Origin of the sequence: Janthinobacterium tructae, assembly GCF_006517255.1 — a bacterium.
Lineage (GTDB): Bacteria > Pseudomonadota > Gammaproteobacteria > Burkholderiales > Burkholderiaceae_D > Janthinobacterium > Janthinobacterium tructae.
In genome coordinates, this window is the sequence record NZ_CP041185.1 from 1,815,548 (window position 1) to 1,828,310 (window position 12,763).

Genomic DNA, 12,763 nt, shown 5'->3' on the forward strand with positions numbered 1-12,763 from the left:
CTTGTGGTATCAGAAGGTCGGCAGCGCTGGCAGCGGCGCGCCGCTCCACTTGCGCGCGATGGCGTCGAGTTCCCCGTTCAGCTTGACGTAGTAGATGAAGTTGTTGAGCCACTGGTGCAGCTCGAAGTCGCCGCGGCGCACGGCCATCGAGTTCGGTTGCAGCGAGTAGGAGAAGCGGACTTCGATCTTGCCGGCGCCGCGCGTCTTAATGATGTCAAGCGCCATCGTGCTGGGAATCGAGACGGCGTCGACCTGTTTGCTGAGCAAGGCCTGGGTGACGGTGGCGTCATCCTCGAAACGCACGATGGCCGTGCCGGCCGGCGCCATGCGGCTCAGCGCCGTGTCATTCGTGGTGCCGCGGGTCACGCCCACCTTCTTGCCTTTCAAATCGGCCAGGGCCTTGAATTTGCCGCCCACCGGCGCGACGATCGCCAGTTCGAACGCGCTGTAGGGCATGGTGAACATCAAAGTCTTGGCCCGTTCCGGCGTGGGCGCCAGGGTCGCCACGAGGAAATCGACCTTGCCCGATTCCAGCGACGGCACGCGCGAGGGCGCCGTCAGGGGTACGACTTCCACGGGCAGGTTCAGGTATTTGCCAATCAGGTTGGCGACATCGACGTCATAGCCGACGGGCACGCCCTTGGCGTCGATGCTGCCAAACGGCGGCGTGCCGCTGACCACGCCGATGGTCAGCTTGCCTTTCTTGATCAGGTCGCCAAGCGTCTGGGCGCCGGCATCGGCCGCCGCACCGAGGGTGCACGTAGCGGCCAGCGCGCAAGCCACGATCTTCGTGTAAAACAGTGTAGTCATCTTCATGTTTCAGTCTCCTGTGATCCCGGTACCGGCCTCGTCGAGGCACTTCCGGGAATATTGTCAAATGGACGATTCAGATCGTCTCTTGCCATGTCGTTTCAACTTACTTTCAACCTCATGCCATTGCCCTGCCTTGCCGATTCATGCCCCTTTCCAGTGTGAATACATTCTATGAAACCGGTTCCATAACTTTCCCAAAAAAAAGGGCAACGCCCTCTTCGCTTCAATCGCCATCCTTGCCTGCATCCCCGCCACGGGTGGAATGGCGCACAATCAACTTACCTGGCAACAGCACTTCGCGCGGCGGGCACTGCTCGCCCTGCAGGCGCGACAGCATGCACGTCATCGCCGAAAAACCGATTTCATAGGTCTGCTGCTCGATCGTGCTCAGGCCCGCCAACGGCGACCACGGCAATTCGTCAAAGCCCAGCAAACCCACATCCTGCGGCATACGTAATTCGAGGCGCTGCAGCATCAGCGCCAGTTCCAGCGCCACCATGCCATTCGAGGCCAGCAGCGCCACGCGGCGGCCGCGCCACTGCGCCAGGCAGTGACGCACCTGCGCGTCGATGGAAGGACGGTCGTCCAGGTCCACTGCCAGCACTGCGCCCACGCAGCCTGGATGCTCGGCCATCACGGCCTGGAAACCCTCGGCGCGCATCAGGCGCGAGCTGACGCCCGTCAAGGGCGGCGCGACGAAAGCGATGGCGTCGAAACCCTGCTCGATCAGATGCGCCGTGGCCAGGCGGCCCGCCTGCACATTGTCCAGGCCCACCAGGTCAAAATCGGCGCCCTCGATGCGGCGGTCGACCAGCACGATGGGCATGTCCGCCTGCTGCAAGTCGGACGACTGAATATTGCGCCCCTGCGTGTTGACGATCAACCCTTCCACGCTGTACGAGCGCAGCGCGGCCAGCGACTGGCGTTCGCGCTGTTCATCATTGCCGGTATTACATAAAATCAGGGTATAGCCATGTTGCTGGCAGGCCGCTTCCACGCCTTGCAGCACGGCCACCGTGTAAGGGTTCAGCATATCGGCCACGACCATGCCGATCAGGCGCGTGCGTCCGCGCTTGAGGCCGCGCGCCATCTGGTTCGGCTGGTAGCCGAGGCGCGCGATGGTGCTGTCGATCTGCTGGCGGATGTTCTCGGACAAAGCGTCCAGTTCACCGCCGAGAAAGCGCGACACGCTGGTCTTCGACACGCCCGCCTCGCGCGCCACCTGGGCGATGGTCACGGGCCGGACCGATTCGCCCGAGAGGTTTTTTTTATTGCCGCGTACTGAATCCAAGCTTGCTCTCCACTACCTGTTGACGTTCATATTTTTATTTTGGAACCGGTTCCAAAGATAGCACCCACACATTGATGACGCAAGCGATTTGATTGCCTGTGGCGGCGAAGGAACAAGATGGGGACATCAATGGAAAGGCGCCGCCCGCACCCGGCAAACGCAGGAGGCGGGCGGCGCTGACTGAAAAGTTACTGGATTACCGTATAGCAAGGCACATACGCCGTGCCCGCCAGTTTCATCCGGTGCTGCGCCACGAAGGACGCCAGCAGCGCATCCATGGGGCCGGCGATGGATTTGTCGCCGTGGATCTCGAAGTTGCCATGCTCTTCGATCGAACGGATGCCGTCATCCTTGACGTTGCCCGCCACCACGCCGGAAAATGCACGGCGCAGCTGGGCTGCCAGCAAGTGCGTGGGCTGGTTCTTGTGCAGGCTCAGGTTGCGCATGTTTTCATGCGTGGGCTGGAACGGCTTCTGGAATTCGTGGTCGATCTTCAGCAGCCAATTGAAGTAATACGCGTCGCTGTGCGCCTTGCGGAATTCGCGCACCAGGCGTATGCCTTCGAGCATTTCGCGCGCCACCAGTTCCGGGTCGTCGATGATGATCTTGTAGCGCTGCTGCGCTTCCGGCCCCAGGGTGTCGCTGATGAACTGGTTGATCTGCACGAAGTACTCGCGCGAGGTTTCCGGCCCCGTGAAGATCAACGGGAACGGGATGTCTGCATTGTCCGGGTGCAGCAGGATGCCCAGGATATACAGGATTTCTTCGGCCGTGCCCGCGCCGCCGGGGAACACGACAATGCCGTGGCCGGCGCGCACGAACGCTTCCAGGCGCTTTTCGATGTCCGGCATGATGACCAGGTCATTGACGATGGGGTTCGGCGATTCGGCCGCGATGATGCCCGGCTCCGTGATGCCCAGGTAGCGGCCATTGTGCAAACGCTGCTTGGCGTGGCCGATGGTGGCGCCCTTCATGGGGCCCTTCATGGCGCCCGGGCCGCAACCGGTGCAGATGTCGAGGCCGCGCAAGCCCAGCTGGTAGCCCACTTCCTTCGAATAATTGTATTCGGCGCGGTTGATCGAATGGCCGCCCCAGCAGACGACCAGGTTCGGGTTGAGCTGGGTTTGCAGCACATTCGCGTTGCGCAGGATGTGGAAGACGGCGTCCGTCACGCCTTCCGTGCTCTGCAAGTCGAATTTCGGATTGCCCGTGACTTCATCGCTGACGAAGATGATGTCGCGCAGCACGGCAAACAGGTGTTCGTGGATGCCCTTGATCATCTTGCCATCGACAAAGGCGATGGCTGGCGCGCCCTTGATGTCGAGCTTGATGCCGCGCTCGCGCTGAATGATGGAGATTTCAAACGACTGGTAGCGCTCCAGCAGGGCGCGGCCATCGTCGATGGTACTGCCGCAATTCAAGACCGCCAGCGCGCAGCGGCGGAAAGTGTTGTACAGGCCGCCCTGGCTGGTGTCGAGCAGTTTGTTGACTTCAGTCTTGGAGAGCACGTCCAGGCGGCCTTCCGGTGAAACCAGAGTATCGATAACGTCGTGTTCCATAATGCGAAAAATTCCTTTAAAAATCGATGCTCGAAGGTCTTGCAACCTTAATATACGACAAGTCGGGCAAGTTGTGCTGTGCCGCCGCAAAATCGCCCGGGCCGCCCTTGCCTGCAAACCGGTTTGATTAATATGAAACAGTCATTCTTGCTAATGCGAATCGAAACCTTCTTTCAGCGCAATTTGTAGATTAGAATGCCTGCCTATTGGAATTCCCGTGCGTGAGGTTCTTCATGAGAGTCCCCGCCGCCCGCAGGCTTCCATAAGTTCGTTGTATCGATTGACTATAATAATTTTTCAGGAGGAACCGCATGAGCGGTGCGACTACGCCCAACAAGGAAGCCGTTATTCCCGAGTTCAAGCAGATTATGGGCCATCCAAGCCCATTGTGGATGTTGTTCATGACTGAATTCTGGGAACGCTTCGCGTTCTACGGAGTTCGCTGGGCGCTGGTACTGTACATCGTGGCCCAGTTCCATGCTGGCGACGGTTCGGGACAGGCAGCGGCCAACCTGACCTACGGTTCCTTCCTCGCGCTGGTGTACGCCGGCGCCCTGTTCGGCGGTTACATCGCCGACCGGGTCATCGGTTACCAGCGCTCGATCCTGCTGGGTGCCATCTTCATGGCAGCCGGCCTGTTCTGCATCTCGGTGCCGAACCAGGACATCTTCAACCTGGGCCTGGCCACGATGATCGTCGGTAACGGCATGTTCAAGCCGAACATCTCGACCATGGTCGGCAAGCTGTACACGACAGCCGATCCGCGCCGCGACAGCGGTTTCACGATCTTCTACATGGGTATCAACATGGGCGCCATGGTCGCGCCCGTCTTCACCCAGTGGCTGGCCGAGTCGATCTTCGGCACCAGCGCCATGCCTTCGTACAAGATGGTCTTCATGGCGTCCGGTTTCGGCATGCTGATCAGCCTGGTATGGTTCTTCATCGGCCGCCGCGCCCTGAAGGGCATCGGCGCACCGGAAGCCGGTTCCGGCAACCCGATGCGCGTCGTCTGGGTCGCCCTGGGCTGCCTGTGCGTGATCCCGCTGATGTACTTCCTGCTGACCGTCGGCGCTGAAAAGCTGCAAATCGTCCTGACCGTGCTGTTCGTCGGCCTGGCCTTCATGCTGATGATCGAAGGCATCCGCAACGGCAAAGTGGCGCGCGACCGCGTCATCGCCATGCTGCTGATCTTCGTCTTCAACATCCTGTTCTGGATGTTCTTCGAACAGGCTGGCAGCTCGTTTACCTTCCTGGCTGACAAGATCGTCAACCGCGACCTGGGCTTCTGGATCTTCCCGACCGCCTACTTCCAGACCGTCAACTCGGTTGCCATCATCGTCTTCGCGCCTCTCATCGCCGCCGTCTGGGTCTACCTGGCACGCCACAATGTCAATCCATCGATCCCGCGCAAATTCGGCCTGGGCTTGCTGGGGAACGCATTGGCCTTCGGTTTGCTGATCTTCGCTCTGTCGAGCCTGGTTGGCGCCGATAACAAGATCCCGTTCTGGACCCTGACCACCGTCTACGTGCTGCAATCGATCGGCGAGCTGTGCCTGTCGCCTATCGGCCTGTCGATGGTCACCAAGCTGGCGCCAGTGCGCCTGGTTGGCCTGGGCATGGGCGGCTGGTTCCTGTCGACCGGTATCGGCAACAACCTGTCGGGCATTTTCGCCAGCCACGTCAGCGGCACCAGCGGCATGTCGGTGCAATCGGCCCTGTCCGGCTACACCTTCGGCTTCTGGTCCCTGCTGGGCGCCGGCGTGATCCTGTTCCTGATCGCACCGCTGATCAACAAACTGATGCACGGCGTGAAGTAAGCGTTCTGCCCTGGATAAAAACGGCGGCCTGCGGGCCGCCGTTTTTCATTCCGGCGCCGGCTTTCCCCTTGCCGGGCGGTACAATACTGACAGGGCCAGCGGCCATCGACCAACTTACACAAAGAATCCCATGTCCAGCATCTCCACCACCTCGCCCCTCTCCGACGACGAATACGCCGAACTCGACACCCTGCTGGCGGCGCCCGCCCTGGCCGGTGCCGCCATGGACGTGTCGATGCTGGAAGGCTTCCTCACGGCCATCGCCCTGAGCCCGAAACAGATCACGTCGGAACAATGGCTGCCATGGGTCTGGGACAAGGCGGCCGGCAGCGCCTTGCCAGCACAGGACGAGGCCAGCGAACGGGCGGCCAGCCTGGCGCAGCGACATCACGCTTACATGGTCGAATGGCTGGCGAAGGACCCGGACAGCTTCGAGCCCATCTACGTCTGCGGCCCAGAATGGAGCGTGAGCGCCTGGTGCGCCGGTTTTGTCCTTGGCACGAGCCTGGACAAGCCCCAGTGGGCGGCCCTGGCCGTCAGCCACCCGCAATACCTGGCGCCGTTCCAGCACCTGGCCTCTGCCAGCGAGCTCGATGACGATGCGGCCGAAGCGGCCATGGATGGCGTGATTCCCGCCGTCATCGCCATCAACGCCGCCTGGGCGCGCCAGCGCCACCTGAAAAGCCAGGCGCAAAGCCAGTCCGGCGCCACCGTCTTGCGCGAGATACCAAAAACGGGCCGCAACGACCCGTGCCACTGCGGCAGCGGCAAGAAGTACAAGAAGTGTTGTGCCGACGCCGATAGCGCGGCGAACTAAGGCAGCACCTCCTTGCGCCAGCTGCTGACGGCCATCCTGCACTTCCTGCTGCGCCACGCGCTGCAGTTCGCGCTGTTCATCGTCATCCTGCTGGCCGGACGCCTGCTGCTGGCCGAATGGCGCGCCTACAGCGCCGGCAGCGAGGCCGTCGCCGCACTGCGCCAGGCGTCCGACAGCGCCGGCAGCCATGGCGCCGGCCTGGCCGCTGCCGCCACGGCGCGTGTCAACGCCCTGCAAAAAACCTCGCAAACGGCCATCGCCGCGCGCCTGGCGCATGTGCAGGCCCAATTGCGTCAACTGCGCGCAAAGCAGCAGCCTTCGCTGTTCACCCTCCCCCTGCCCGACACGAACACGCTGGCCTTGCATGCGCAGGCGGAAGCGGCGCGCCGCGTGGAAATCGAAGTGCTGGCGCAGGAAGCCCGTTATCTGAGCGCCCTGCAAGCGGCAGTCGAAGGCGAAGATGCGCGGCACACGCTGGCGCGCCTGCAGGCGGAACACGTCAGCGCGTATGCCGCGCTGCAGCACAACCAGGCCCAGCGCCGGCAACTGGAAGCGCAGCACCCCGTGGCGGCGCGCCTGCCTGGCAGCGACGCTTACGCGCAGCTGTCGCAGCTCGAAGCCGAGGGTCAGCGCCTGCGCGAGATCAACCTGCAAGCGTATCGCGCCTGGCTGGCGCAACGCGCACGCACCAACAATGCGGCCCACCCCGCCCCATTCGCCATCGATGGCGCGGCGCTGGCCGGCACCCTGACGCCCGTGCAGGCGGCCATCGCCACGAGCGAGGCGCAGCTGGCGCGCAACTGGATCGCCCGCTGGCGCGCGCCCGTGCTGGACGTGGTGCCCACGGCGGCCCTGCTGGTGCTGTCGGCCATCCTTCTGCCCGTCGCCATCAAGGCCTTCTTTTACTTCGTGCTGGCGCCCCTTGCCGCGCGCTTGCCGCCGCTGTCGGTCGCGCGCGAGCTGCAAGCCGGCGATGCCAGCCTGCCCCTGCCGCCGCAGGGCGCATCGCGCATTTCCTCCGTCTCGCAGGCATTGCTGCTGCAGCCGGGCCAGCAGATGCTGATCCACCCCGCATACCTGCAGTCGTCGCCCGTCAGCAGCACCAAGCGCACGCAGTGGCTGCTGGACTGGCGCTTCCCATTTACGAGCCTGGCGGCCGGCATGGCGGCGCTGACGCGGCTGCACAGCGACGTACCAGCATCCGTGACGATTTCCGCCAGCGACGACCCGCTGCTGGAAATCGCCGTCGTCCGCCTGCCGGCCGGCAGCGCATTGGTATTCCAGCCACGGGGCCTCGTGGGACTGATCTGCGACTCGAACCAGCCGCTGGCGATATCGAGCCACTGGCGCCTGGGCAGCCTGCATGCCTGGTTCACCCTGCAGCTGCGCTTCATCGTCTTTCGCGGCCCCGTCACGCTGATCGTGCGCGGCTGCCGCGGCGTGCGCCTGGAGCGCGCCGGCCAGGGCCGCGCCATCAGCCAGTCCGCCACCCTGGGATTTACCACCAACGTGCTGTACTCGACGATGCGCAGCGAAACCTTCCTCCCCTACCTGCGCGGTCAGCAAGCGCTGCTCAACGACCGCTTCGACGGCGATAACGGCGTCTACCTGTATGAAGAAACCCCGCGCCACGGCAAGCAGCCGGGCAAGGTGGGCAGCTGGTTCGAGGGTTTTACGGATGCAATCTTGAAAGTGTTCGGCATCTAGCCGAGGAAACCAAGAAAGGCGGCGCGCATCGTGCAGGAATGCCCGCTGGAGTTCAGCTCCAGCTACACGGGCTGCGCGCCAGCCATCGAGCTGGCCGCGCGCTACCAGAGGTAGGCCAGGCGCACGCCGACGTTGCGCTGCTCGCCATAATTGCAGGCCCGTGCCGAGAAACATGAGGCGACATGGTATTTGTCGAACAGGTTCTTGACCGTCATGCTGACGCTCAGGCCACGCCAGTGGCTGCGTGTCTGGCCCAGGTCATAGCGCAGCGACAGGTCGGCCAGCGTGAACGCCGGGGCCTGGAAGGTATTGTCCGCATCGCCCCAGCTGGCGCCGACATGGCGCACGCCGGCGCCGGCCGACAGGCCGCGCAAGCTGCCCGCGAAGGCGTAGTCGGCCCAGGCGGACGCCATCTGCCTGGGCACTTCATAAGGCGACTTGCCCTGCACATTCGTGCCCCACATGTCCGGATTCGCCTTCGTCACTTTCAGGGGATTGTAGGTCAGGGCCGCCAGCAGTTTCAGCTGGCTGCTCGGTTGTGCCGCCACTTCCAGCTCGATGCCGCGCGAGCGCACCTCACCCTGCTGGATCGAAAAATTCGGGTCGTCCGGGTCTGTCGTCAGCACGTTCTGGCGACGCAGTTCAAATGCGGCGGCAGTCACGGAAAGATGCGCGCCCGGCGCATATTTCACGCCAACCTCCACTTGCCGGGCCGTTTCTGGCTCGAATGGACGGTCAAGGCGGTCGGCACCGGAAACGGGCGAGAACGATTCGCTGTAGCTGGCGTAAGGCGCCAGCCCGTTCGCCGCCAGGTAGGTGATGCCGGCGCGGCCCGTGAATGCCCTGGGCTTGCGCAAGGTCGTGGTCGATGGCGATGCCAGCAGATTGCGCTGCTCCTGGCGCGTCCAGTCCTGGCGCCCGCCCACGGTGAAGACCCAGCTGCGGTACTGCGCACGGTCTTGCAGGTACGCGCCCAGCTGCCGGTTATGCTCGCGGCGCAGGGCGTCGGGCGCCAGCGCCGCCAGGTCCAGCGCGCTGCCGTAGACGGGGCGGTAGATATCGATCTGCGGACCGTCGACGATATACGAGCTGAACGAAGTATTGCTGCGGCTGTAATCGATGCCGGCAATCACCTCATGGCGCAGCGCACCCGTCGCCATCTGGCCCGTCACGCTGGTGTCGAGCGAGTACACGCTACCCTTGCCGTCGCGCGTATCGATCTCGCGGTTGGTGATCGCCTTGTCGATCAAATTGCCGTAACGAAACATATACTGTTCATGGTTATCCGCGTGCAGGTAGCGGAAGTTCTGCCTGACTATCCATCCGCTGTCGAAGGTGTGGCGCGCCGCGTAGCCAGCGGATGCCACACTCGTCTCCTCGTGGTCGAAGCCGGGCTCCCCCAGGAAACGCGTCAGCGGCAGGCGGCCGTTGGGATTACTGCCGTTCAATGCCTCCCACTGCACATTCGACGATTGCATGGCGCGATTCTTCTGGATAAAGCCCAGCAAGGTGATGCTGGTGCGGGCGCTCGGTGCCCACGTCAGGCTGGGCGCCAGATAGTAGCGGTCATCCTTCATGTAATCGATCTGCTGGTCCGCATCGCGCGCCAGCCCCACCAGGCGAAACTGCAAGCTGCCATCGTCCGCCAGCTTGCCGCCCACGTCGAGGGCCAGTTGCTTGCGCGCGTAGCTGCCAAGCGATAGTTCGACCTGGTTCAGCTGGTCCGCCGCAGGGCGCTTGGCGACGAAATTGACGATGCCGCCCGGCGCATTCTGGCCGTACAACACGGACGAGGGACCCTTGAGCACTTCCACGCGTTCGGCACCATACGGCTCGACGCCAAAGAAGCCCAGCGTCCCCATGGGCATCAGGCGCATGCCGTCCAGGTAGAACGCGCCCGAAAACTGGCTGAAGCCGCGCACCGACAGGCTGTCATCGGCGGGATTGGCGCCTGCCGTGTTGCTGCGCAAGCCGGCCGTGTACTGGATGGCGTCGTTCAGGGTACGCACGCCCTGGTCATCCATGCGGTCGCGCGTGATGACGGACACCGATTGCGGCACTTCCAGCAAGGAAGCATCGGTCTTGGTGGCCGTACTGCCCCGCCGCGCCACATAGCCGCTGACCTTGCCCCACGGGTTTTCCTCTTCCGCCTGCGCGCTGACGGTCACGGGCGCCATCGTCTGCACGCCGTCCGCCGCCGCCCCGGTAGCGGACGCGGTGGCGGCGCGCAGCGCATAGCCGCCACCGGCCGTGCGCACGGCAGCGAGTCCGGTGCCGGCCAGTACGCGAGCGAGCGCATCGTCCACCGCATAGCTGCCGCTGACGCCGCCGCTGCGCAACCCTTCCGTCGCCGCCGAGCCAAAGGCGATCAGCAAGCCCGCTTCACGCCCGAGCCGGTTCAATGTCGCTTCCAGCGGCCCGGCCGGGATGGCGTAATGGCGCAGGGCCTCTGCCTGCCCCGCCGTCTGCGTCTGCGCCTGCGCCGGCGCGCCGGCCAGGCTGGCCAGTGCGCCCAGGCACAGCGCGTGTACCAGGTGGGCGAGCGGCGTCATTGCCAGCAGGCCCGGTGCGCGCAAGCGCGTGGAGGAATGGAATGTGCTGCGTTCGTTCATGGCATGCCTTCATATCATGGGATGGGTGGAACGGGCCAAAACCTGCGCCCTCACTTCCCTTGACAAGGCAGCGTGCAGAAACAGTCCATGTATTTTCAGTTTAATTTTTCGCCGCGCGCGGCCGCAGCGTGACCCAGTAACGGGTCAGGTAATGCAGCTCGACGGGAAAGGCTTCCGTCAACGCCAATAGCACCTTGTCGGTATCGGCCAGCGGATAGGCGCCCGACACCAGCAGATGCGCCAGCGCGGGATCGCATCCCAGGTGGCCGCGCCGGTGGCGCGACAACTCCTGCAGGAAGGCGTCCAGGCGCATGTGCGCGACGACCAGCATGCCGTCGGCCCAGGCGCCAGCAGCGGCATCGAGGACATGCGCCGCGTCCACGCCGTCGCGGGTAAAACTGCCCTCCTCGCCCGCCTGCAGTACGCGTGACTGGGCGTGGGACGCCGCAGGCTGCAGCTCGACGGCGCCCCGCAGCACGCCGACCTGCACGAAGCCGTCGTGCTGGCGCACGATAAACCGCGTGCCCAGCGCCCGCGCCGTGCCGGCCGCGGTGTGCACGAGGAAGGGCCGCCGCTGCGCATCGGGTGCCGTCTGCAGCAGTACCTCGCCGCGCAGCAGCTGCACCACGCGCGCGCTGGCGTCATAGCGCAGTTTGATGGCGCTATCGGTATTGAGCACCAGCGTGCCGCCGTCCGGCAGGCGCAAGGTGCGCCGCTCGCCCGTGGCCGTGCTGGCATCGGCGTTCCACGCCTGCCAGGCAGGGCCCTGGCGCAGCGTGGCGGCGCCGCCGCCCACAACCACCAGCAGCGTCAGCAGGCGCACCGCGCGGCGCCGCTGGGCGCCTGCGGGCGCGGCCAGGGCGGCGCCGGCCAACGGCGGCGGAATACCGGCCAGCTGGCCGCTGACCGCCTCGATACGCTGCCAGGCCAGTTCATGTTCGGCGTCCTCGGCGCGCCAGCGCCGCCATGCATTGAGCTGTACCGCAGTGGCGTCGCCACCCTGCAGCGCCAGCCACCACTGCACGGCCTGCCGCGCCACGGCAGGCGCCACGCGTGCGGCAGCGTCTGCTCCGCCCAAGGGGTCCTGCACATCCTCACTCATCGTGCTGCTCCGGGAAAAAACAGCGCAGGGCCGCCCTGGCCAGATGCCGCTTGACGGTGGACAGGGAAATTCCCAGCTCGGCGGCGACCTCCTGCTGCCCCATGCCGTCGAGCTGCACCAGCAGGAATGCTTGCCGCGCCTGCGCAGGCAGCGCTGCCAGGCGCCGATCCAGCTCCACCAGCCGTTCCAGGAACATCAGGCGCACCTCGGGCGGCGGCGCCACCGGTTCCGGCATCAGGGCAAGGGCATCGAGGTAGGCCTGCTCGATGGCGCGCCGGCGCACATGATTGATCAGCAGGTTGCGGGCGATGGTCGTCAGGTAGGCGCGCGGCTCCTGCACGCCTTGCATGCCCTGCGGCGCGAGCACGCGCAGGAAAGTGGCCTGTGCCAGGTCGGCCGCGTCGAAGGCGTTGCCCACCTTGCGCTGCAGCCAGCCGCGCAACCAGCCGTGGTGCTGGCGATACAGAATGGCGATGTCATCGAAGTCAGGCAGAGAGACGTGGTCGGCGGACATGGAGCGGCAGGTCTGGCGTATAGCGCAAACTTAATGAGAATTATTCTCAATTATAGGCAGAAGTGAGCAGCTCGGCAAGATCAGTGCCGAGTGATACCCTGCCCTGACACTGGCTTCCGAAGCAACAGCCGAATCCGGCCTGGCGATCCGCAGCGCCGATATCTCTCACTTGGCGGGCCGCCAAAGTCCGCCGGGGAAAAGCGCACAGCTTGCGCGCTACGCCGCCACAGAATGCGACACCGTCAGCCACTCGCCCGGCTGCAGCTTCGCCGCCGCCTCGCGGGTGGCCAGCACGCTGTCCGGGTCCAGGTCGGACCGGTTCAGCTTGTAAGAATAGGCAAAATCGTCGGCATCGAATGCCTGCCCCGCCTTGACGTAATACTTGAAGCCGACAAAGGAGTCGGGATTGGTGACGACTGTGTATTCAAGCGTGACGCTGTTCATGGCGGGCCTCGTCGACGTTGGGAGAGTATCCATTATGCGTCAATTCCGGCGGCAGCGATGCAACGGCCAATCCTTGCGGCAAGTCAA

Annotated in this window: 10 protein-coding genes; 3 read left to right on the top strand and 7 right to left on the bottom strand. The window is 64.3% G+C overall.

Annotation, left to right across the window (positions count from 1 at the left end):
* Window positions 1–9 precede the first annotated feature (9 nt).
* The 3 genes from FJQ89_RS07990 to ppnN all read right to left on the bottom strand — a co-directional run bounded on the left by FJQ89_RS07990 (window position 10) and on the right by ppnN (window position 3,663).
* Window positions 10–816 carry a transporter substrate-binding domain-containing protein gene (locus FJQ89_RS07990; protein WP_141169784.1) on the bottom strand — a complete coding sequence of 269 codons (807 nt, stop codon included), beginning with the start codon at window positions 814–816 and terminating at the stop codon, window positions 10–12.
* Between the two features lie 220 nt (window positions 817–1,036).
* Window positions 1,037–2,104 carry a LacI family DNA-binding transcriptional regulator gene (locus FJQ89_RS07995; protein ID WP_141169785.1) on the bottom strand — a complete coding sequence of 356 codons (1,068 nt, stop codon included), beginning with the start codon at window positions 2,102–2,104 and terminating at the stop codon, window positions 1,037–1,039.
* 188 nt (window positions 2,105–2,292) lie between these two features.
* On the bottom strand, window positions 2,293–3,663 hold the full coding sequence (gene ppnN / locus FJQ89_RS08000; RefSeq protein WP_141169786.1) for a nucleotide 5'-monophosphate nucleosidase PpnN: 1,371 nt from the start codon (window positions 3,661–3,663) through the stop codon (window positions 2,293–2,295).
* A gap of 368 nt (window positions 3,664–4,031) precedes the next feature.
* On the opposite strand from ppnN, the gene FJQ89_RS08005 reads away from it, so the two are divergent.
* From FJQ89_RS08005 to FJQ89_RS08015, 3 genes are all read left to right on the top strand, one after another.
* Entirely contained in the window at window positions 4,032–5,480 is a 1,449-nt protein-coding gene (locus FJQ89_RS08005) for a peptide MFS transporter (protein ID WP_479723894.1), read from the top strand.
* Window positions 5,481–5,610: 130 nt separating this feature from the next.
* Window positions 5,611–6,297, top strand: a complete 687-nt coding sequence (locus tag FJQ89_RS08010; RefSeq protein ID WP_141169788.1) for a UPF0149 family protein — start codon at window positions 5,611–5,613, stop codon at window positions 6,295–6,297.
* Window positions 6,298–6,309: 12 nt separating this feature from the next.
* Window positions 6,310–8,004 carry a hypothetical protein gene (locus FJQ89_RS08015; protein WP_141169789.1) on the top strand — a complete coding sequence of 565 codons (1,695 nt, stop codon included), beginning with the start codon at window positions 6,310–6,312 and terminating at the stop codon, window positions 8,002–8,004.
* 101 nt (window positions 8,005–8,105) lie between these two features.
* On the opposite strand, the gene FJQ89_RS08020 is transcribed toward FJQ89_RS08015, so the two are convergent.
* The 4 genes from FJQ89_RS08020 to FJQ89_RS08035 all read right to left on the bottom strand — a co-directional run bounded on the left by FJQ89_RS08020 (window position 8,106) and on the right by FJQ89_RS08035 (window position 12,676).
* Window positions 8,106–10,616 (bottom strand): TonB-dependent siderophore receptor, encoded by a 2,511-nt coding sequence (locus tag FJQ89_RS08020; RefSeq protein ID WP_141169790.1) that lies wholly within the window; start codon window positions 10,614–10,616, stop codon window positions 8,106–8,108.
* A gap of 100 nt (window positions 10,617–10,716) precedes the next feature.
* Window positions 10,717–11,718 (bottom strand): FecR domain-containing protein, encoded by a 1,002-nt coding sequence (locus FJQ89_RS08025; RefSeq protein WP_141169791.1) that lies wholly within the window; start codon window positions 11,716–11,718, stop codon window positions 10,717–10,719.
* The gene (locus FJQ89_RS08030; protein ID WP_141169792.1) at window positions 11,711–12,232 is read right to left on the bottom strand and encodes a sigma-70 family RNA polymerase sigma factor; all 522 of its coding nucleotides are present in this window, start codon (window positions 12,230–12,232) and stop codon (window positions 11,711–11,713) included. The genes FJQ89_RS08025 and FJQ89_RS08030 overlap by 8 nt, the downstream gene beginning before the upstream one ends.
* A 216-nt stretch (window positions 12,233–12,448) precedes the next feature.
* Complete coding sequence (locus tag FJQ89_RS08035; RefSeq protein ID WP_102123163.1) at window positions 12,449–12,676, bottom strand: hypothetical protein; 228 nt, start codon at window positions 12,674–12,676, stop codon at window positions 12,449–12,451.
* Window positions 12,677–12,763 lie beyond the last annotated feature (87 nt).

Coding starts and splice junctions, on each gene's coding strand:
- FJQ89_RS07990 (WP_141169784.1), bottom strand. CDS start 816: ATGAAGATGACTACACTGTTTTACACGAAGATCGTGGCTTGCGCGCTG.
- FJQ89_RS08035 (WP_102123163.1), bottom strand. CDS start 12,676: ATGAACAGCGTCACGCTTGAATACACAGTCGTCACCAATCCCGACTCC.
- FJQ89_RS08020 (WP_141169790.1), bottom strand. CDS start 10,616: ATGAACGAACGCAGCACATTCCATTCCTCCACGCGCTTGCGCGCACCG.
- FJQ89_RS08025 (WP_141169791.1), bottom strand. CDS start 11,718: ATGAGTGAGGATGTGCAGGACCCCTTGGGCGGAGCAGACGCTGCCGCA.
- FJQ89_RS08030 (WP_141169792.1), bottom strand. CDS start 12,232: ATGTCCGCCGACCACGTCTCTCTGCCTGACTTCGATGACATCGCCATT.
- FJQ89_RS08005 (WP_479723894.1), top strand. CDS start 4,032: ATGGGCCATCCAAGCCCATTGTGGATGTTGTTCATGACTGAATTCTGG.
- FJQ89_RS08010 (WP_141169788.1), top strand. CDS start 5,611: ATGTCCAGCATCTCCACCACCTCGCCCCTCTCCGACGACGAATACGCC.
- ppnN (WP_141169786.1), bottom strand. CDS start 3,663: ATGGAACACGACGTTATCGATACTCTGGTTTCACCGGAAGGCCGCCTG.